This window comes from Streptomyces sp. H27-H5 (assembly GCF_026627505.1).
In the GTDB taxonomy this organism is placed as follows: Bacteria; Actinomycetota; Actinomycetes; order Streptomycetales; family Streptomycetaceae; genus Streptomyces.
This window is the reverse complement of the sequence record NZ_JAPNLK010000073.1, coordinates 21,821-42,160: the sequence shown is the minus strand read 5'-3', so window position 1 is coordinate 42,160 and position 20,340 is coordinate 21,821. Positions and strand designations below refer to the sequence as shown.

General features: G+C 69.6%; 18 protein-coding genes and 2 pseudogenes. 15 read left to right on the top strand and 5 right to left on the bottom strand.

The genetic code is table 11. The features are described from left to right. The first annotated feature begins 274 nt into the window (after nt 1–274). Both OTB19_RS30105 and OTB19_RS30100 read left to right on the top strand, forming a co-directional pair. Nucleotides 275–1,006 carry a restriction endonuclease gene (locus tag OTB19_RS30105; RefSeq protein WP_267801752.1) on the top strand — a complete coding sequence of 244 codons (732 nt, stop codon included), beginning with the start codon at nt 275–277 and terminating at the stop codon, nt 1,004–1,006. A gap of 12 nt (nt 1,007–1,018) precedes the next feature. Then, on the top strand, nt 1,019–1,375 hold the full coding sequence (locus tag OTB19_RS30100; RefSeq protein WP_267801750.1) for a hypothetical protein: 357 nt from the start codon (nt 1,019–1,021) through the stop codon (nt 1,373–1,375). Nucleotides 1,376–1,438: 63 nt separating this feature from the next. Here the strand turns inward: OTB19_RS30100 and OTB19_RS30095 are convergent, their stop codons facing one another. From OTB19_RS30095 to OTB19_RS30085, 3 genes are all read right to left on the bottom strand, one after another. Continuing rightward, the gene (locus OTB19_RS30095; protein ID WP_267801748.1) at nt 1,439–2,221 is read right to left on the bottom strand and encodes a tyrosine-type recombinase/integrase; all 783 of its coding nucleotides are present in this window, start codon (nt 2,219–2,221) and stop codon (nt 1,439–1,441) included. Nucleotides 2,222–2,643: 422 nt separating this feature from the next. Further along, on the bottom strand, nt 2,644–2,838 hold the full coding sequence (locus OTB19_RS30090; protein WP_267801747.1) for a helix-turn-helix domain-containing protein: 195 nt from the start codon (nt 2,836–2,838) through the stop codon (nt 2,644–2,646). Nucleotides 2,839–3,042: 204 nt separating this feature from the next. Further along, entirely contained in the window at nt 3,043–4,197 is a 1,155-nt protein-coding gene (locus OTB19_RS30085; protein ID WP_267801746.1) for a tyrosine-type recombinase/integrase, read from the bottom strand. Nucleotides 4,198–4,292: 95 nt separating this feature from the next. Here OTB19_RS30085 and OTB19_RS30080 point away from each other — a divergent pair. From OTB19_RS30080 to OTB19_RS30060, 6 genes and pseudogenes are all read left to right on the top strand, one after another. Then, nucleotides 4,293–4,457 (top strand): annotated as a pseudogene (locus tag OTB19_RS30080) (pirin); the annotation flags it as partial. Nucleotides 4,458–4,624: 167 nt separating this feature from the next. Then, nucleotides 4,625–6,166 carry an alpha/beta fold hydrolase gene (locus tag OTB19_RS30075; RefSeq protein WP_267801744.1) on the top strand — a complete coding sequence of 514 codons (1,542 nt, stop codon included), beginning with the start codon at nt 4,625–4,627 and terminating at the stop codon, nt 6,164–6,166. A 17-nt stretch (nt 6,167–6,183) separates the two neighbouring features. Then, nucleotides 6,184–6,459, top strand: a complete 276-nt coding sequence (locus tag OTB19_RS30070) for a hypothetical protein (RefSeq protein WP_267801743.1) — start codon at nt 6,184–6,186, stop codon at nt 6,457–6,459. Between the two features lie 123 nt (nt 6,460–6,582). Then, nucleotides 6,583–6,939: pseudogene (locus OTB19_RS43435) on the top strand (alpha/beta fold hydrolase); the annotation flags it as partial. 226 nt (nt 6,940–7,165) lie between these two features. Next, on the top strand, nt 7,166–7,783 hold the full coding sequence (locus OTB19_RS43430; protein WP_324290552.1) for an alpha/beta hydrolase: 618 nt from the start codon (nt 7,166–7,168) through the stop codon (nt 7,781–7,783). 126 nt (nt 7,784–7,909) lie between these two features. Further along, nucleotides 7,910–9,295 (top strand): diacylglycerol/lipid kinase family protein, encoded by a 1,386-nt coding sequence (locus OTB19_RS30060; RefSeq protein ID WP_267801742.1) that lies wholly within the window; start codon nt 7,910–7,912, stop codon nt 9,293–9,295. Here OTB19_RS30060 and OTB19_RS30055 read toward each other — a convergent pair whose 3' ends face one another. Continuing rightward, the gene (locus OTB19_RS30055) at nt 9,296–9,712 is read right to left on the bottom strand and encodes a hypothetical protein (protein ID WP_267801741.1); all 417 of its coding nucleotides are present in this window, start codon (nt 9,710–9,712) and stop codon (nt 9,296–9,298) included. Nucleotides 9,713–9,722: 10 nt separating this feature from the next. After that, nucleotides 9,723–11,036, bottom strand: a complete 1,314-nt coding sequence (locus OTB19_RS30050; RefSeq protein ID WP_267801740.1) for a PP2C family protein-serine/threonine phosphatase — start codon at nt 11,034–11,036, stop codon at nt 9,723–9,725. Between the two features lie 362 nt (nt 11,037–11,398). On the opposite strand from OTB19_RS30050, the gene OTB19_RS30045 reads away from it, so the two are divergent. From OTB19_RS30045 to OTB19_RS30015, 7 genes are all read left to right on the top strand, one after another. Next, the gene (locus OTB19_RS30045; RefSeq protein WP_267801739.1) at nt 11,399–11,824 is read left to right on the top strand and encodes a nuclear transport factor 2 family protein; all 426 of its coding nucleotides are present in this window, start codon (nt 11,399–11,401) and stop codon (nt 11,822–11,824) included. Continuing rightward, entirely contained in the window at nt 11,821–12,660 is an 840-nt protein-coding gene (locus OTB19_RS30040; RefSeq protein WP_267801738.1) for an NAD(P)H-binding protein, read from the top strand. The genes OTB19_RS30045 and OTB19_RS30040 overlap by 4 nt, the downstream gene beginning before the upstream one ends. 149 nt (nt 12,661–12,809) lie before the next feature. Beyond that, entirely contained in the window at nt 12,810–13,385 is a 576-nt protein-coding gene (locus tag OTB19_RS30035; RefSeq protein ID WP_267801737.1) for a TetR/AcrR family transcriptional regulator, read from the top strand. A gap of 533 nt (nt 13,386–13,918) precedes the next feature. Then, a complete protein-coding gene (locus OTB19_RS30030) occupies nt 13,919–14,149 on the top strand; it encodes a hypothetical protein (protein ID WP_267801736.1) in 231 nt (76 codons plus the stop codon). 156 nt (nt 14,150–14,305) lie between these two features. Continuing rightward, the gene (locus OTB19_RS30025) at nt 14,306–15,112 is read left to right on the top strand and encodes an HlyD family efflux transporter periplasmic adaptor subunit (RefSeq protein WP_267801735.1); all 807 of its coding nucleotides are present in this window, start codon (nt 14,306–14,308) and stop codon (nt 15,110–15,112) included. Further along, nucleotides 15,109–17,376, top strand: a complete 2,268-nt coding sequence (locus tag OTB19_RS30020) for an NHLP family bacteriocin export ABC transporter peptidase/permease/ATPase subunit (RefSeq protein ID WP_420716943.1) — start codon at nt 15,109–15,111, stop codon at nt 17,374–17,376. Before OTB19_RS30025 ends, OTB19_RS30020 begins: the two co-directional genes overlap by 4 nt. Before the next feature lie 97 nt (nt 17,377–17,473). Next, nucleotides 17,474–20,335, top strand: coding sequence for an NHLP bacteriocin export ABC transporter permease/ATPase subunit (locus OTB19_RS30015; RefSeq protein ID WP_267801754.1), 2,862 nt, complete (start codon nt 17,474–17,476; stop codon nt 20,333–20,335). The last annotated feature ends 5 nt before the right edge of the window (nt 20,336–20,340 follow it).

Sequence of the window (20,340 nt, the reverse complement as noted above, 5' to 3'; positions counted from 1 at the left end):
CCCGGATCCGCTCCTACATCTCCACCGTCCGCAAACACGGCATCAACCCCCTCACCGCCCTACGCGACCTCTTCGCCGGACGGCCATGGATGCTGCCCACAACCAGCGGAAACCCCTAAACAGTTACCCCGTTTCCCCGTCCACAGCCCGGCCGTTACACGGTGGATCGAGGCTGAAACTGCACGAGGACCTCGAAGATCACCGAAGCCGAGTACAAACTGAGCTGGAGCAGGCGGAGCAGCGGTGGGAAGCCGATACCTGGTCCACTACGCCGGTGGATGAGGACGTCGACGATATCGCCTACGACACGATCAAAGCCCTCCGCAAGGAGATCAAGCCGGCTGTAGCAGCATGCGAGGAGTCCGAAAGGGTCCTGCACGCGATGAGAGCAGAGTATGGCGACATCGAGAGGATCCGCGAGCGATTCAGCACGTCGAGCCCAGACGATCGACCACTCGTCGAAGAGATCTTCGCTCTCTGGGACACCTACATCGACGCGTCGATCCGGGTCGACGGGGCACTGGAACGTGACCGTGATCGCTCCCACGACCTCGCTCTGCAGGAAGCGGACCTGCTCAGATACCGGCAGGGTCCGAATTCCCTCACGATGAAGCAGATCCAGGCCATGCACCACTCTCAGTTCGAGCGAACCGTTGCCTCACTCGCACTCCGCGATGGATACGTGATCAAGCAGGGTCGCGGGGGTCCTGGCGATCTGGGCGCCGACGTCATAGCCGTGGCCCCAGAAGGACGCACCGTCGTCATTCAGTGCAAGCACACCCAGGCGAACGCCTCTGTGGGGTCCCCCGTCCTTCAGAGGCTGAACGGTACGGCGCGGCAGATCCACAACGCCGACGTCGTGGCCGTAGTCACCAACGGGTACTTCTCCGCACCAGCAGAGACGTTCGCTCGATCCCAGGACATCAAGCTCATCGGCCGGAGACAGCTGGAAAGATGGGCCACATGGGGGGTCCACCTCTCGAAGGTGCTGGACACCGCAGGATGAGTCGCGGAGAGCATGACCTCCGACACGTCGGAGCAATCGAAAGTGACACGATGGCGTTTCTGGGTCGACCGCCTGCCGGAGTCAACGCCCAATCTATCCGCTCGGCCCGGCCGTTCCCAGCGGCCTGCCGACCTCACCGCCAGCGTCGGCGCCGACGTGTATCTCTGTGGGACTGGCGGCATGAAGTATCTGGATGCGGCACCGTTTGCGGCCTTGGGCATTCCGATCATCCCGTTCCTGCCGCCGACTACGGGCATCTGGACCTCCGGCCGGCAGATCAGTGTCCTGTGGGCCCTAGCAATGCTCGGCGCCGCTACCCTGGCCGAACAGCTGCAGGCCGTGCCGGCGCGGTTGGCATGCGGCTGGTAGTACGCGAGAGCTTGCTCGCAGCCGTTCTGTTGCAAAGCGTTGGTCTCCCTGGGATGCCGAGATCTAGGCCGCCAGACCGAGGTCCAGAGCCTTGGCTGCTTGCCCGAGCATCCCCGGCATAAGGTGCCGGTAGATCTTGAACGTGATGTCGATGCTCCTGTGCCCCATCCATTCGGCGACGTCCGTGACGGGAATGCCGTGGCTCAGGCAATTAGAGGCGAAGAAGTGGCGGAGGCTGTAGATGACCACGCCTTCGGGTATATCGAGTTTCTGCTCCTTCTTGAGTCGCTGCCATTGGTTTTGCAGGAGGTACGGTTGGAAGGGTCGTTGGGAGTCCTGAGGGTGGCGCAGCAGGTAGCCATCGGTCGTGCCGTGTATGCCTGCATACCACTCGATGACATCTTTGATGCGCGGAGGGAGTGGAACATCTCGGTACTCGCCGGGCTTTCGATGTTTGAGAGGGCCGTACGTCTTTGTGGTCTGGTTGACCTGTTCCGTGACCCGGTAGACGTCGTCGGCCACGATGTTGCGGATGTTGACCGCGGCGGCTTCGCCGTTGCGCATCCCGCAGCCACTCATCAGGGCGACGAGCAGCTTGAAGGTGTCGTCACCACTCGAACGTATCGCTGCCAGCTGACCAGGAGTTGGGATGATGCTGCGGTTCGGTGTGTACTGCGGAGGCTTCACGCCGTGTAGAGGGTTCTCGTCGAAGATGCCCAGGCGATAGGCGTCAAGCAGGATGGAGGCGAGCTTATCGAAGGCGTTCGATTGAGTGGCTACACCAACCGCGGCAGTCTCCATATTGCGTACGAAGTCTTCGACGACCTTATGGTCGAAGCTATTCATGCGCCGGCTTCGAAGGGGTGGCAGAAGGTGATTCTCCAGCAAAGAGTCGAGCTGCCTGGCTGAGGACGCAGCCAAATGACGCTGTCCTGCTCGCCACTCGGCAGCGTACTCTCCAAACTGCATGTTTCCGAATTTTTCGATTCGCTCGGCTTTGGCCTGACCGCCGGGTTTCCTCCTCTTTGTGTTGTAAACCTCGGTGAGCCTTCCAATGGCCTTCTCCTGGGTTTCGAATCCAGATTCCTGAATCTGGCGCCCAGACGGGCCTCGGAACCGGATCTTGTAGTCATGTGGACACTTCGACCATCTGGTTCGTGTGTGATCGCATGACTTGAAGAACGTTCCCATCCCGCGAGCCAGGTTCCTCGTTGTCAACTTGTGGTGCTTCCTTCGTTGCGCAGGTGTGCCTTCAGCGGCCAGTCTGATTACGCGGCACTGTCCGACCTGTGCTGCCCGATCCATGTCTGGACCTCGGACACCTTGAACTGGATCTTCGCGTTGCGGCCCAGACCGAACTTGTAGGGCGTCAGGCCCGAGCGCGCGGCTTCTCGGTAGACCCAGGCCAGCGACATGTTGAGGTGTTCTGCAAGTTCCTTCGCGGTCATGAACTGAGCCGGCATGGTGACCCTTCCGTTGGCCAGGACGTTGTGAGTTCCATGGTGTGGAAAATCTCCGGTTTGGCTGACCGGGGATCGTCGGCTATGTACGGAGGGGCAGTCGTGGTCCCCCACAACGTGGGCTGGACCGGACGTAGCTGTCGGCAGAGGTCTCGGCCCCCCGGATTGTCTAAGAGGGGCCGAGAGCTTGCGGTGGCGATGTGCGCGCTACGCGGCCAGCCCGATCTCGAGGAGCTTGGCGGCTGCGCCGATCGAGCCGGGCATCAGGTGCCGGTAGATCCTGAAGGTGATGTCGATGTTGTTGTGCCCCATCCATTCGGCGACGTCGGTGATGGGGATGTTTTGCCGGAGGCAGTTCGAGGCGAAGAAGTGGCGGAGGCTGTAGATCACCATGCCATCGGGTATGTCGAGTTCGCCTCGCCTCTTGAGTCGCTGCCACTGGTTCTGGAGGAGGTAAGGCTGGAAGGGGCGGTTGGGGTCCTGCGGGTGGCGCAACAGATAGCCGTCGGTGGTGCCGTACCGGTCGGCGTACCACTCGATCGCGTTCTTCGTCCGTTGGGGAAGCGGAACATCGCGGTACTCGCCGGGCTTGCGGTGCTTGAGGCGGCCGTACTTCTTGGTCGTCTGGTTGACCTGCTCGGTGACGCGGTAGACGTCGTCGGCCACGATGTTGTTGACGTTGACGGCCGCAGCTTCACCATTGCGTAGGCCGCAGCCGCTCATGAGGTCGACTATGAGCCGGAAGGTGTCATCGCCGGCCCCGCGCAGGGCTTGAAGCTGGGCGGGGGAGGGGATGACGGCGCGCTTGGGGTCGTACTGGGGTGCCTTCACGCCCAGGAGAGGGTTGTCGTCGAAGAGCCCCAGACGATGCGCGTCGAGGAGGATCGACTTCAGCTTGTCGTACGCGTTCGACTGCGCCGCCAGGCCCACGCCGTTGCGCTCCATTGTCCGGATGAAGCCGTCCACCACCTTGTGGTCGAACGTGCTCATCCGGCGGGTTCCGAGCGCGGGGAAGATGTGGTGTTGGAGGAGCGAGTCCAGGTGGCTGAGCGAGGCCTCCGCGAGGTGACGCTGGCTGGCCTTCCACTCGATGGTGTACTCCCGGAACCGCATCTCCCCGTACTTCTCGATGCGCTCGCTCTTCGCCTGCTGCGCCGGGGCTGCCTTCTTCGCTTTGTAGACACTGGTCAGTCGGTCGATGGCAGCGTCCTTGTCCAGGAACCCCGACTCCTCGACCTGATTGCCGCCGGAGTCCCTGTAGCGGACTTTGTAGAAGTGCGGGCACCTTGGCCAACGGGAGGCGGGGTGCTCGCAGTCCTTGTAGTAGGTGCCCATCCCTCGGGCGAGTGCCTTGGCTGCCATGTGGCTGGGACTCCTCGGATGCCGATGCTGACGGTTTGCTGACCGTCAGCGATCCGAGGCCCACTTGACCTGCGAAAACGTTGTTGCGCCGCGAGATGTTCTGGAACTGGATCGGACGCTCCAACGAGGAGATCGTCCAGTTCCGCGAGGACTGGACGAACGGCACCCGCTACGGCGAGGTCAAAGGCTACGACGGCGCCCCGATTCCCGCTCCGCAACTCCCGCCCGTGCCGCTGAAGGCGCGGGGGCGGGTGCGCTGACCTGCGCTTTTCTGTAGCAGGTCGATCAGTCGACATCAGCCGAGGCGTCGAGTTGGTTGAGGGAGCTCCGGACGACGGTGGAGCCGGCGCGGAAGGCGCGTTCCGTGCAAACCGTTGCGGCCTGGCCGGTAGGGCCGCCGCCGATGTCGGCAGAGGAACGAGACCCCATGCCAAAGCGCAGCATCCCCGCGGTGGCCGCCGGGGCGGCTCTGGTCTGTCTGGCGGCATTCGGGCCTCCTCCCGGCAGCGCCGCGTCGGCACCCGCCACGCCCAGCCCGGCGAGCTCGTCCCGGTTCGTGCCCGGCCCCTGTCCGAAGCCGCCCGAGCCCATCGAAGCGCTGAGCGACGCGCGGTGCGGTCTCCTCGAGGTCCCCGAGAACCGCTCCCGCCCCGACGGCCGGACCATCAAGCTGGCCGTGGCCGTCATCCCGGCCGTCACCCGGGCGAAGCCCGCACAGGACCCCGTGGTGTTCATGGCGGGCGGCCCCGGTGCCGACACGTTCGACGACATTCCGTTCCTCGTCGACTCCGGCCTGAACAAGGACCGCGAACTGATCGTCATGGCCCAGCGCGGCAACCTCTACGACCAGCCGAACCTCGCCTGCCCGGAGATCGACGGGTTCAACGCGCGAGCAGTCGGCCTGGGCTACGACGCACAGCAGGCAGAGCAGCTCTTCCTGAAAGCGGTGAAGGAGTGCCGGGGCCGCCTGACGGCCGACGGCATTGACCTGAGCGCCTACAACACGACGGAGACCGCCGACTTCGCCGACCTGCGCAAGGCGTTGGACATCCCTCAGTGGAACGTCTACGGGTACTCCTACGGCAGCAACCTGGGTCTCACGTACCTGCGCCTGCACCCCGAGGGAATCCGCGCGGTGGCGTTCGACTCGGTCGCTCCTTCCCAGTTCGTGACCCTGCCGTGGACATGGGGCAGCACCGCCGAGGGGATCCGCAACATCTTCGAGGCGTGCGCGGCGCAGCCAGCCTGCAAGGACCGGTATCCGAACCTCTCCCGCACGCTGACGCAGCAGGTGCGCAAGCTGGAGGCACAGCCGCTGACGCTGAACGTCGTGCCGCCGAGCGGAGGAAAGCCGGTCAAGGTCGTCCTCGACGGGGGCGCACTGCTGAACCTGATCGTCGCCTTCACCCCCCGGCCCAAGGACATCCCGGCGGCGCTCGAGGAACTCGCCAACGGGAATCCGGAGCGCTTCGCGAAGGCTCGTGCGGCCGGCTCGGTCCAGAAGGTCGGCGAGTTCGCCCACGGGCTGACGAACTCGGTGGCGTGCAGTGAGTGGGCGCCGGGGTACTCGGAGTCCGACGTGCTGAAGGCGGGGCGCAAGGCATACCCCGGGTGGCCGGACACGGTCCTGGCCCAGGTGCCGCAACTTCCCTTCCAGTACCCGGCATGCGGGATCTGGGACGTTCCGGACCGAGCCTCCGTCCAGCGGGTGGCCACGGTCAGCTCCGTACCGGCGCTCGTCGTCTCCGGCACGTTCGACGTGAAGACCGGGGCGAGTTGGGCGAAGGGCGTCGCACGCAACCTGTCCCGCTCGACTGCGATTCAGGTCCCCGGAATCGGCCACTGGGTGGTCCCGCAGTCGCCTTGCGCGCAAAGCGTGCTGGCCTCGTTCCTCGCTCGCCCGACCGCGCCCGACACCAGTTGCGTGGACGGTCTCGAGCCCGAACCGTTCACGATCATCCCGAAGTAGCCTAGCCGGGAGGGCAGATGAGACGCCATCAAGCGCACTGTCGCCGCCGCGCCGCACGACGGCCCCTGGCCGTGTCGGCCGGCATGGCGACCGGTCTCCTCGTCACCGGCCTGCTCGCCGCGCCCGCTCAGTCACACGCCGACGACGGCACCGGAGCGCCGATCGGCACCGTCGCCCGGACGGTGGGCGACGCCCGCTACGAGCCGGGCCCCTGCCCGAAGACACCGGAACCGGTGGAAGAGCTCGAAGGAGCCCGCTGCGGGACACTCACCGTGCCCGAGAACCGCGCCTAACCAAGCAGCAAAACGATCAAACTCGGTGTCGCGATCGTGCCCGCCGCGGCCCGCACACCGAAACCCGACCCCATCGTCTGGCTCGCGGGCGGACCCGGGGACGACGCCGTGGTCGAGGCGAAGATGGCGATCGGCGGCGGCCTGAACCGCGACCGTGACGTGATCCTCATGTCCCAGCGTGGTACGTACTCGGCCGACCCGACGGCCCTCTGCCCCAACATCGACGAATTCAACGCACGCGCGGTCGGCCTCGTCTACGACGCTCCGTCGACCGAACGCCTGCACGTGAAGGCCACGAAGGCCTGCCGCGACCAACTGGCGGGCCGCGGGCTCGACCTCGGCGCCTACAACGACACCGAGAGCGCCGCCGACTACGAGGACCTGCGCGCCACGCTGGGTATCAAGCAGTGGAACCTGTACGGCATCTCCTACGGAACCCAGCTGGCGCTGGTCTCCATGCGCCTGCACCCCGAGGGGCTCCGCTCGGTGGGCATCGACGGCATACTGCCGCCCTCCAAGGCCGGGTCGGCGGCGACATGGAGCAGCGCCCGCCAGGGCATCGACGGCCTGTTCAAGGCCTGCGCGGACCAGCCGGCGTGCAACAAGCGATACCCGAACCTGTCGGCCACCTTCGACAAGCTCGTCAGCGACCTCGAAAGCCAAGCCGGTCACCACCGCCGTCACGCTCCCCGGCAACGACAAGCCGGTGAAGGTCGTGCTGGACGGCGGAGCCCTGGTGAACTGGATGACCTCCGCCACCCACGTGGCCCCCCAGGTGCCGGCCGGCCTCGACGAACTGGCCCACGGCAAGCCACAACGGATCGCCCGGCAGTGGGCCGGCGGCAAGCTCAGCCCGGCGGCCATCGGCCGGGTTGCGCACGGACTCGTCTACGGCGTCTTCTGCAGCGAGTGGACACCGTACGAGGGCCAGGAGCAGGCACTCAAGGGCGGACAGGAAGCCTTCCCGTCGTTCCCCCGCTCGGTACAGGCCCAGGCCCCGCAGCTCGCCTTCCTCCGCCCGGACTGCGATGTCTGGAACGTCCCCGCTGCGGCGCCCTCGATCCGTGACGTCACGCGCGGCGACATCCCCACGCTCGCCCTCTCGGGCAGTTTCGACTCCCAGACCGGGGCGGACAACGGGCCGTACGTCGCCCGCACGCTGAGCAAGGCCAAGGTCGTCACGATCCCCTACCAGCCGCACGTGGTGATCGCCACGTCGAAGTGCGCTCAAGAGATCGCCGTCTCCTTCTTCGAGAATCCGGAGGCGCCGAAGACCGCATGCCTGAAGGGCCTGGAGCCGCCCGAGTTCGAGATCGCTCCCTGATCACCGCTCGCGCGGTGCGGCGGGCCGGGGGTTCTCGGGCCGGTGCGGGAGCCGGAAAAGTGCCGGGCGGGGTGGGGGCCCCTACGCTTGAGGGGATACCTCCGGACTGCGGTGGGAGGGTCTCTGATGAGCAGGCGTTGGACCGCGCGTCTCGCCCTCGCGGCGGGGGTGGCCGCGGTGGTGGTGCTGGTGGTCTTCGCCGGGTTCGGAAGCCTCGTGCTTTGGGGGGGGGGGGGGGGGCCCCTGGTGCTCACGGCGGCCGGTGGCTGGTGGATGCTCACGCACACCGGCTGGGTCAGGGGTCTGGCCGGGATACTCGTGATCGCCGCGCCGCTCGGCGTACTGGTTCTGTACGCGTCCGCCGGGCTGTTGTGGGTCGTGCTCGTGTCGGTGGGGCTGTGGGCGCTGGCCGTCTCCGCGGGCAGGGCCGCGCTGGTGGACGACAGCGCGCCGATCATGGCGGAGCGGCTCGTCAGGCCGGCCGAGCACCCGTTCCTGATCATGAATCCGCGCTCGGGCGGCGGGAAGGTCGGCAAGTTCCGTCTGGCGGAGCGGGCCAGGGCCAAGGGCGCCGAGGTCGTCGTGCTGGACCCGGCCGAACACCAGGACGTGGCCGAGCTGGCGCGGCGTGCCGTTCGGGACGGGGCCGATCTGCTCGGCGTCGCGGGTGGCGACGGCACGCAGGCCCTGGTCGCCGGCGTGGCTGCGGAGCACGACATTCCGTTCATGGTGATCGGCGCCGGCACCCGCAACCACTTCGCCATGGATCTGGGGCTGGACCGGGAGGACCCGTCCACGGGGCTGGAGGCACTGGACGACGCGGTCGAACTGCGCATCGACCTCGGCTACCTCAGCGGGGGAGAAACGACCGGGGGAGAGACAGCAGGGGCAAAGGCGGCCGGGGGAGAGGCGGTCGATCGGAGCGTGGAGCGCGTCTTCATCAACAACGCCTCGTTCGGTGTGTACGCGGAGGTCGTGCAGAGTCCCGCCTACCGCGACGACAAGGCCCGCACCATCCTGGAGATGCTGCCCGACCTGCTGACGCACCAGAGCGGCACCGTGTTGAGCGTCCGTGCCGGGTCGCTGACCGTGGAGGGGCCCCAGGCGGTACTGGTGAGCAACAACCCCTATGCGAGGGGTGACTCGGCGGGGCTGGGGCGCCGACAGAGACTGGACTCCGGCGAGCTGGGCGTGCTGTGCGTCGGGGTCGGCAACGCCGCCGAGGCGACCGAGCTCCTGCTGCGGGGCGGGCAGGGCCGCGGGCTGACCGCGGCCACCGCCCGGGAGGTCGTCGTCGAAGCCGACGCCCCCGTCATACCGGTCGGAGTCGACGGCGAGGCTCTGACGTTGCCCCCTCCGGTGCGCTGTCGTCTCGCGCCCGGTGCTCTGCGCGTGCGGGTGCCCCGGCACCGGCCCGGCGTGCCGCACGTCGCACCGCCGATGGACTGGCGTCGCGTACGGAGCCTCGCGCTGACGATGGGACGGGTCGCGGCCGGGCACGGTACCGGTTGATCAGGGGCGGGTGTCGGCCGACTCGTCCGGGTCGCCGGGGGCTTCGGCGCCTTCCGCGCCGTCCGCGGTGATGTCGGCGAGCGCGGCGGTGAGGTCGGCGTGGACGCGGAAGACGTCCCGGGTGCCGGTGACGTCGAGGCGGTGTGCCAGGGAGTGACCGAGGGGGCCGATGAGGTGGACGCGATCGCGGGCGGCCAGGAGCAGGCCGAGCAGGCTTTCGTCGGCGTGCAGGAGTGCCCCGAGGTCGACGATCAGCGGGAGGCGGTCTGCGGTGAGGGCGCGGGTGAACGCCGCCCGCAGTTCCGCCTCGTCCCAGCAGTCGACGGCGCCGCGCAGGACGAGGAGCCGGGCGGGCGGGTGTGCGATGCGGGTCTCAAGGATGGTGAGCCGGTGGGAAGGAGCCGTTCTGGTGTCCATGGCGGGGCTTTCAGCTGGGGTGTTGCTCGGGGACGCGCAGGGCGAGGAGGGCCGTGTCGTCGCTGGTCCATCCTTCGTGCCGGGCGGCCAGGGTGTCGTTGATGTGGGCGATGGTGTCGGCGGCGTTCATGCCCGCGGTGTCGGCGAGGGCGCGGGCCAGGTCGGCGTCGTCGAACACGTCGTGCTCGCGGTCGGGGGCCCCGGGGCGGGCGCGCGCCTCGGTCGCGCCGTCGGTGTAGAGGAGGAGCAGGTCGCCCGGGGCGAGGCGGAACCGGGCGTCGGCCAGACGGATGGGGTCGAAGACGCCGAGGAGCTGCCCGGGCCTGCCGATCTCGCGGACGGTGCCGTCGGCTCGGCGGACGAGGGCGGGCGGGTGGCCGGCCAGGGCGAGCGTTCCCGCGAGGCCACTGCGGGTGGTCCGGAAGCGGGCGTAGACGGCTGTGAGGAAACGAGGCGCGTGCTGGGCGAGCATCGCGGTGTTGAGGCGTTCGAGGAGGCCGGCGGGGGAACGGTTCTCGCCGGCCTCGGCGCGGATCGTGTAGCGGGCCATCGAGGACACCTGGGCGGCCTGCACCCCTTTTCCGCACACGTCGCCCAGGACCGCGGCCCAGGAGGAGCCGCGGGTGCGGAACAGGTCGTAGAAGTCGCCGCCGACCTCGATGTCGGAACGGCCCGCGCGGGAGGCGGGCAGGTAGGAGGCCGCCACCTCGACGCCCGGTACCAGGGGCAGGGCCGGGGGCAGCAGGCCCTGCTGGAGCGAGTGGGCGAGGTCCGCCGAGAGGGTGTGCGCCTTCCGGGCGGCGGTCAGTGACTGGCGCAGGCCGATCTCCGCGCCGACCGAGCGGGCGAGCGTCTCCAGCGTGGTCAGGTCGGCGGGCGTCCAGACGCGGGGGTTGTCGTCGATGACGCAGAAGCTGCCCAGTACCTCGCCGCCGGCCCCGAGGAGGGGGTAACCGGCCCAGGCGCCGATGCGCAGCGGCTTGACCGAGGGATGGTCACGGGTGCGGGGGTCGTTCGCGGCGTCGTCCACGATGAACGGCTCCCCGTCGAGACCGATCAGGAAGGAGCAGAAGCTCTCCTCCACCGGATTCTGTCGGTCCTCGATCGCGGCCGCGTCGACCCCGACGCAGGCCTTCCAGAACGAGCGCCGCTCGTCCACCAGCGTGATGAACGCACGCCCCGAGGCGGTCACCCGGGCGGCGAGGCCCGCGAGGTCCTCGAAGACCTGCTCGGGCCCTGTATCGAGCAGCTCCGTCGCCGTGACCGCGGCCAAGCGCGCCCGGTCCCACAGCTGTCTCGGCAACCCGTCCGTCTGCTCCCGCACCAGCACTCCCGCACGCCTCGTCCCAGCCCCGCCTCTCCGACAGCGTTCGAAGCCGCCGAACCGCAGTCTTGGAGTGTCTGTCCAGACGACAGCCAACCACGCCCCATCCGCCCCACCAACCTGCGCCGACAGGGAGTCGTCACCCGACGGCCCCGCGCACGGCGCTGTGTACGGGCGGGTCCGGTGCCCCGTGGGGGCGGCGGCGGTCCGCCCGCCGTGCGAAACGTGCGTGGGAAACGCCCCGCGCGAAACGCCCTCGAGAAAGCGTCCGCGCGAAACGCCCTTGCGAAGCGGACCGGCGGTCCGTATGTTGGCCTTATGCGGACCGTCGGTCCGTTTCGAGCGGAAGGGAAACCTCGAACATGACCCTCCCCATGGCTCCTGCGGAGCTCTACCGTCACGGTCTGCGATTGCTGCTGGAGAAGGACATCCCCGCCTGGATGGACCTGTGGGACGAGGGCGGGACTCTGGAGTTCCCCTTCGCACCGCCAGGTTGGCCGGCTCGGTTGGAAGGGCGCCGGGCCATCGCGGACCACATGCGCCACTACCCGGACCACATCGACCTCCACGACTTCCCCGAGGTGACGGTCCACGAGACCACCGTCCCCGAGACGATCGTGGTCGAGATGCGCGGCGTGGGCCGCCTGGTCAAGACGGGAGGCCCCTTCGACATGACCTATATCGCCGTCGTCACGGTCAGGAACGGTCTCATGACCTCCTACCGCGACTACTGGAACCCCCTCGCCGTGCAGGAGCCCGGCGCCGACTTCACGGGAGCCGAGCGATGAGCGACCCCCACGCCACCCTGGTCATCGGGGCCACCGGGACCACCGGCCGCCGGGTCACCGCCGGTCTCCTCGCCGAAGGCCGACACGTCAAGGCGGGCGGACGCACCGCCGCCCCGGTGGACGGTGCACAGGCCGTCCGCTTCGACTGGAACGAGCCCGCGACCTGGGGCGAGGCCCTGCGCGGAGTCGACCGCGTCTACCTCGTCCCGCCCGTCGGCTCCACCGAGCCGGCCGCGGTCATGCTGCCCTTCCTCCACGAGGCCCGCGCGGCCCGCGTGCGACGCGCGGTGCTGCTCGGCGCCTCGGCGATCCCGGCGGGCGGCCCCGCGGTGGGGCAGGTCCATCAGGCGCTGCCCGGCCTGTTCGACGAGTGGGCGGTGCTGCGGCCCTCCTGGTTCATGCAGAACTTCACCGGCTCCACCCCGCACGCCCGCGGCATCCGTGAGGGCGGCACCATCTCGACGGCCTCGGGCGCAGGGCGCATCGGCTTCGTCGACGCACAGGACATCGCCGCCGTCGCCGTACGGGCCCTGCTCGACGAGAAGGCCCCCGACACCGACCTGATCCTGACCGGTCCGCAGACGTTGAGCCACGACGTCGTCGCCGCGATCCTCACCGGGATCACCGGCCGGACCGTCGTGCACCGGCACCTGACCTTCGAGCAACTGCGCGATCGCTGGGCGGCCGAGATCCCGTTGGAGTTCGCCACCATGCTGGCCGCGATGGACCGCGCCATCGCCGACGGCGCGGAGGACCGCACCACGGACACCGTCGAACGCCTCACCGGCCGCCCTCCGGGCACCTTCCGCGCCTTCGCCGAAAGGGAGATCGCCTGAGGGGGAGCCGCTCCCGTGCCGCCCCGGCGGGATCGGCGCCGGCGTGCGGGAACGCGTATCTTCGACTGGCTCGACGACGTCACGAACCGACCCGCCGCATCCCGGGCGGCGCGGACCGTCGGTGACGGGCGGAAGACCAAGGAGGAGCCGTGGCCCAGCGCACGGAACGCGCGGACGCCCTGCGCAACCGAGAAGCCGTACTGGCGGCAGCCGACGCCCTCTTCGCCGCCAGCGGCAGCCCGCAGAGCGTGTCGATGGACGACATCGCCGCGGCCGCGGGCGTCGGCAAGGGCACCCTCTTCCGCCGCTTCGGCGACCGCGCGGGCCTGATCGGCGCCGTGATCGCCTCCCGTCTCGAACCCCTCCGGCACGCCGTGCGGGAGGCGCAGGACGCGCCCGGGTCCTCGCCGCGACAGCGGGTGTCGGACCTTCTCGACGCCTCGCTCCGCTTCAAGATCGAGAACCGGAACCTGATGACGGCCGCGGAGGACGCCGGCCTCAGCAGCCCCTACCGGGCCGAGCACTACGGCTGGTGGCACGAGGTCCTGCGCACGGCACTCGATCAGGTACCCGGCGTGCGCGACGCGGACTTCACCGCCCACGCGCTGCTGGCCGCCATCCGCGCCGACCTCGTGGCCCACCTGATCGACGAGCAGGGGGTGGACGCGGAAGGGCTGCGATCCTCGCTCGCGGCGTACATCGACAAGGTCCTCGGCACCGGCTGAGCCCACCCGACCGAGGTCGCCGACCCCGCCCCGCCCGGCCGAGGTCGGACCACTTCCCGCGCCGCCCCCGGACGCCTCGCCACTCCCGCCCCCTGGCCGAGTCGCCGCGCCACTCCGTACCCGGGGCCTTCCGCGCACACACCGGGCGTGACGCCCCCGTCACCCCGCGCGCCTGACGGAAACCTGCACATCGTGTGCGCGACTGCGACAACTCACCGCCCCTGCTCGCGATATGGGTGGATTCATCCCGTCCGGTTGTGGTGGTTTCGTGCCGGTTGGTTCCGTGTAAGCGAGGGAACCCCCACATCTGTTACTCGATCTTGTGGAGAAGCCGTCACCATTCGGTGAATCAAAGTGCACTTCCCTCGTCCGAGGTGCGCATTCGCCTGTGATGGGGTGTCAACGGGATTGGTCCGGTGACCCGTTCGCGTGCTTACATCTTGCGTATTGCGGCAGTCGAAATGGGTGGCCCGGTTTCGGGCCGCCCCGCCTCCGCATGAATGAATTCCTCCCCCCAATGAAAGGTGCGCGCCATGCGTAACGACATCGAGACCCGTGAGATCGCCGACACCGAGCTGGACGCCGTCTCCGGTGGCATCATCGGCGTGTCCGGTGGCCTGGTCGGCGCCGTGACCAGCGATGTCAGCAACGTCCTGGGCTCCCTGAACACCGTCCAGGCCACCACGGGCATCGTGTCCCAGGTCCCCGGCGTCGTCACGGGCGTCACCGGCGTTTCCGTGAACACCGGTATCGCCGGTCTCTGATCGGGATATCCCCATGAACCCCGGAGCGTCCCCCACGGCTCCGGGGTTCATGGCTGCCCGCATGCCGGCGCGCGGTCGATGTGAACGGCCGATACGCGCGACCGCCACCTCCGGACGTCACGTCCGGCTGATCCGAATGCAGTTGAAGGAATAGTCGTGCAGTTTCGTCAAAAGGCTCTTTCCAAGCTGCAATCGCCCGAAGAACTCGACCTGCCCGTACGCTTCGCGCGCCCGCAGGGGCGGCTCGTCCTGGCCGTCACGGTCATCGTCATGGCCGCCGCGACTTTCTGGGCCTTCACCGGCAGCGTGTCCTCCAAGCTGAGCGCACCCGGCATCCTCACCCACGCCGAGGGCAGTTACGTACTGCAGACCCCGGTCGCGGGACAGGTGACCGCGGTCCTCGCCGAGGAGGGTCGGCTGATGCCCGCCGGCGCGCCCCTGCTCACCGTCCGTACGGCCCAGGGGGACCGCCCCGTACGCGTGGTGACGGGCGGCCGGCTGGCGACACTCGTGGCCAAGGTGGGCTCGGTCGTCTCCATCGGTGCGGACGTGGCAACCGTGGAACGCGTGAAGAACCCGGAGGACCCGCTGGTGGCCATACTGTACGTGCCCGGCGGCAGCGCCCCGTCGATCCCGGTCGGCGCGACCGTGGACCTGACCGTCCAGTCCGTCCCGCAGCAGCGGTTCGGCACGCTGCGCGGCCGCGTCAAGGCGGTCGGCCGCGCGCCGCAGACCACGGCGCAGATCGGGGGTTTCCTGGGCGACGGCGGGCTTGCCGAACAGTTCACCCGCGACGGAAACCCGGTCGCGGTACTCGTACAACTGGACCTCTCCACCTCGACCGAGTCCGGCTACCGCTGGTCCTCCGCCGACGGCCCCCCGGACGAGATCCCGTCGAGGACACCGGTCAGCGGCGCCGTCCACCTCGACGTGCAACGCCCCGTCGACTGGCTGCTGCCGTGACCGCGCCGCGGACCGGCACACCGCCGCAGCTCCCTTCGTCCGGACACCGGCGCCACCGCCCCGAGTCCAAGGGCACCCGCCGCAGGCCCGCACCCGCCCCCGGGGGCAGGACGCCCCGCCCGGTACACACCCCCACCGTGTTGCAGATGGAGGCGGTGGAGTGCGGCGCCGCCGCGCTGGCCATGGTGCTCGGCCACCACGGCCGCTTCGTCCCCCTGGAGGAACTGCGCATCGCGTGCGGCGTCTCCCGCGACGGCTCCCGCGCCGGCAACCTCCTCAAGGCTGCCCGTGGTTACGGGCTGACGGCCAAGGGCATGCAGATGGGCCTGGCCGCGCTGGCCGAGGTGAGCGCCCCGGCCATCCTCTTCTGGGAGTTCAACCACTACGTCGTCTACGACGGCATGAGCCGCCGGCTCGGCCGCAAGGGCGTGTACGTCAACGACCCGGGCAAGGGACGCCGGTTCATTCCCCTGGACGAGTTCGACACCAGCTTCACCGGTGTCGTGCTCACCTTTGAACCCGGCGAAGGTTTCCGCCGCGGCGGCCGCAAGCCGGGTGTCCTGGGCGCCATGCCGGCCCGCCTGCGGGGCACTTCGGGAACCATGGCCGCCGCCGTGCTCTCCAGCCTCCTCCTGGTGGCCGTCGGTGCCTCGGTGCCGGCCCTGAGCCGCACGTACATCGACATGTTCCTGATCGGGGAGCAGACGTCGCTGCTGGGGGTGCTGTTCGCCTCGCTGGCGGTCGCCCTCGTACTCACGGCGACACTCACCGCGCTGCAACAGGCCAACCTGCTGCGCGGGCGCATCATCTCCTCCACCCTGGGCGGTGCCCGCTTCTTCCGGCACCTCCTCAGGCTTCCCGTCACCTTCTACTCCCAGCGCAACCCGGCGGACCTGGTCCAGCGCCTGCAGTCCAACGACACGGTCGCCGAGACCCTCGCCCGGGACCTGGCCGCCGCGGGCGTGGACGCCGTGGTGGTCGTGATCTACGCGGTGCTGCTGTGGACGTACGATCCACAACTCACCCTCGTCGGCGTGGCCGTGGCGCTGCTCAACGTGGTGGCCCTGCGGATCGTGATCCGGCTGAGGGCCACCGACACCCAGAAGCTGCGCGCCGAGAGCGCCCGGCTGACCAACACCTCGTACAGCGGTCTCCAACTCATCGAGACCATGAAGGCCACGGGCGGCGAGAACGGCTTCTTCCGGCGCTGGGCCGGACAGCACGCCGTCACCCTCGACGTGCAGCAGCGGCTCGGCGTGCCCAGCGCGTGGCTCGCGATCGTCGCGCCCACGCTGGCGGCGTTCAACAGCGCGCTGATCCTGATGATCGGCGGCCTGCGGGCGGTGGAGGGACACCTCACCGTGGGCCTCCTCGTCGCCTTCCAGGCCCTGGTCACCAGCTTCACCGCGCCGATCTCCCGGCTGGGCGGCGTCGCGGGAAGGATCCAGGACTTCGCGGCCGACGTCGCCCGCCTCAAGGACGTCGAGAACTTCCCCGTCGACCCGGTCCACTCGCGGCGCGAGCCCGCCGCCGGCACCCGACGCCTCAAGGGCCATGTGGAACTGGAGCACGTCACCTTCGGCTACAGCCCACTGGACGCCCCGCTGCTCACGGACTTCTCGCTCTCCGTCGGCCCCGGGCAGCAGGTCGCGCTCGTCGGCGGCTCCGGCAGCGGCAAGTCCACCGTCTCCCGGCTGATCTCCGGCCTCCACACCCCCTGGGAGGGGGCCATCCGCATCGACGGCATGCGGCTGGAGGACATCCCGCGCGGCGCGCTGGCCGCATCCGTCTCCTTCGTCGACCAGGACGTCTTCCTCTTCGAGGGCACCGTCCGCGACAACGTCACGCTGTGGGACCCCTCCATCCCCGACGAGGCCGTGGTCGCGGCCCTCCAGGACGCCGCCGTGCACGACGTGGTCGCCCGCCGTCCCGGCGGCATCCACAGCCGCGTCGAACAGGACGGTCGCAACTTCTCCGGCGGTCAGCGGCAGCGCCTGGAGATCGCCCGGGCGCTGGTGCGCCGCCCCAGCGTCATGGTGCTCGACGAGGTGACCAGCGCCCTGGACGCGGTGACCGAGCAGGTCATCATCGACAACCTGCGCCGCCGCGGCTGCGCCTGTGTGGTCATCGCCCACCGGCTGAGCACCGTGCGCGACAGCGACGAGATCGTGGTGCTCGACCGGGGCGCGATCGTGGAACGCGGCCGGCACGAGCACCTGGTCGCCGCGCGGGGCCCGTACGCCGAACTGGTCAAGGAGCACTGAGGTGACGCACGCCCCCCACACCGCCGGCACGGCCGCCGCTTCCGGCACCGTCACCGCCGGTCAACCGGGCGGGACCCCGGACCCGGTCGTCGCGGCCCTGGGCGCCCTGGGCTCGCCGGTCGACTGCACGGGCCTGCGCAGCCTGGCCCTGGAGGGCCCGCTCGTCCTGTGGCTGGTCGTGCGGGGGGCGTTGGACCTGTTCGCCGTCGACGCCTCGCAGGCCGGACACTGGCACTTCCTGGGCCGGCTGGAACCGGGCACGCTGCTGCTGGGCCCGGCCGAGGGGCCGCACCACACCCTGGTCGGCCGGCCCCTGCAAGGATGTCGGCTGCGGCGCATCGAACTGCGGGAGCTGTACCGACCCGAGTACGGCGATCAGTTCCACGGAGACCAGTTCCACGGGGACCAGTCCCTCGGCGGCCGGCTCCCCGGAGACGGCTTCCACGGCGGAGCGTGGAACGCCGCACCGGAGCAGTACGGCGCTCCCGCCGCAGGGCGACCGAGCCCCCTGGAGGACGCCTTCGCACGCGGCATCGGCCGCGGCCTGCGCGTGCTCTACCAGGCGCCGTTGGACGGCGGCGCCACCGCCGAACACGGCGGAGCCGACGACGACATCCTCTGGATGCAGATCCCCCCGGGCAGCGTCCAGTACGGGGCCGTGTACGAGGCGGAGGCGGTGGGCACCCTCCTCGTCGACGCGGCGATGTGGCAGGGCATGGTCGACCAGCAGTACCGGCTGCTGTACGCCCTGGACGGCTGGATCGAAGAGCTGGAGCGCGCGCACGAGGACCGTACGGCGGCCGGCATCGAGGCCGGCCGGGCAGCCCGTACCCAGGCGGACCGGACCCTGCTGGCGTCGATCGTCCGCTCCGGCCGGGACACCCGCCGCGGCGCGGGCGTCGACGCGACGTTCGCCGTGTGCCGCCTGGTCGCCGACGCCGCACGCATCACCCTGTCCGAACCGGGTGAGGCCGGCGGCACCGCCGGACAGGTGGATCCCGTCGAGAGCATCGCGCTCGCCTCCCGGATCCGTACCCGCGTGGTCAGGCTCAGCGGGCGCTGGTGGCGGGAGAACACCGGGCCGCTGGTGGGCCGGCGCGAGAAGGACGGCGCACCGGTCGCCCTGCTGTGGCGGCGCGGCGGCTACGAGGCCGTCGACCCCGCCACCGGCACGCGCGAGCGCGTCGGCACGACGAACGAGGCCGTCTTCGAACCGCGAGCCGTCATGCTGTACCGCCCGCTGCCCGACGGGCGCGTGGGCCTGCCGGCGCTGCTCCGGTTCAGCGTGCGCGGCACCCTCCCGGAGCTGCGCAGCCTCCTGCTGGGCGGGCTGGTCGCGGTGGTCCTGGGCGCACTGGTGCCGATCGCCACCGGCCGGGTCCTCGGCCACTACGTCCCACAGGGCGAGAACGGCCTCATCGTGCAGACCGGCATGGCGCTGATCGCGACCGGCATCGTCTCGGCCGTCTTCATGCTGCTGCAGAACACCTCCCTCCTGCGCATGGAGGGCCGCGTCGAGGCCACCCTGCAGCCGGCGGTGTGGGACCGGCTGCTGCGGCTGCCGACGACGTTCTTCGCCGGCCGATCCACGGGCGAACTGGCCGGAGCGGCGATGGGCATCAGCGCCATCCGCCGTGTGCTGTCCGGCATCGGGCCGGTCTGCGTACAAGCGGGCGCGGTCGGCGCGATGAACCTCGTACTGCTCCTCGTCTACAGCGTGCCGCTGGCCATGGTGGCGCTCGCCATGCTGGTCGTCATCGCGGGCGTCTTCCTCGGACTGGGACTGTGGCAGTTGCGCTACCAGCGGCGGCTGATCTCGCTCGGCAACCGGCTCAACAACCAGGCCTTCCAGACCCTGCGCGGCCTGCCCAAGCTCCGCGTCGCCGCGGCCGAGAGCTTCGCGTACGCGGCCTGGGCGCGGGAGTTCGCCCGTACCCGTGACCTGCAACAGCGCATCGGCCGGATACAGAACGTCATCACGGTCCTGGGCGCCGTCTACCTGCCGCTGTGCACGCTGGTGATGTTCATGCTGCTCGCCGGACCGGCCCGCGGCGCCATGTCCGCCGGCGAGTTCCTCACCTTCAGCACCGCCCTGACGATGCTGTTGTCCTCGGTGACGCAGCTGACCGGTGCGCTCATCTCGGCCGCTGCCGTGCTGCCGATGTTCGAGCAGGTCAAGCCGCTCCTGCGGGAGGCCCCCGAGGCGGTCCGCTCCAGTACCCGACCGGGCGAGCTGACCGGCGCCGTCGAGGCCAAGGACGTGTCGTACCGCTACACCGACGACGGCCCGCTCGTACTCGACGACATCAACTTCCGCATCGGGCAGGGCGAGTTCGTCGCGATCGTCGGGGCCAGCGGCTGCGGCAAGTCGACCCTGCTGCGGCTGCTCATCGGCTTCGACAAGCCCGACTCCGGCAGCGTCCTGTACGACGGCCAGGACCTGGCGGCGCTCGACCAGGCCGCCGTACGCCGTCAGTGCGGCGTCGTCTTGCAGAACGCCCAGCCCTTCACCGGCTCGATCCTCGACTGCATCTGCGGCGCCGGGACGTTCTCGCTCGAAGAGGCGTGGGAGGCCGCCGCGATGGCGGGCCTGGCGGAGGACATCAAGGCCATGCCGATGGGCATGCACACCATGCTGTCCGACGGCGGCGGCACCGTCTCGGGAGGTCAGCGCCAACGACTCATGATCGCCCAGGCCCTCATCCGCAAGCCGCGCATCCTGTTCTTCGACGAGGCCACCAGCGCGCTGGACAACGAGGCCCAGCGCGTGGTCGTCGAGTCCACCCGCGCCCTGCGCGCCACCCGCGTCGTGATCGCCCACCGGCTCTCCACGGTCATGGGAGCCGACCGGGTGATCGCCATGGCGGACGGCCGAATCGTGCAGCAGGGCCCGCCCGCCGAACTGCTCGCCGACACGACCGGCCTCTTCCACGACCTGGTCCGCCGCCAGCTGCGCTGACGGGC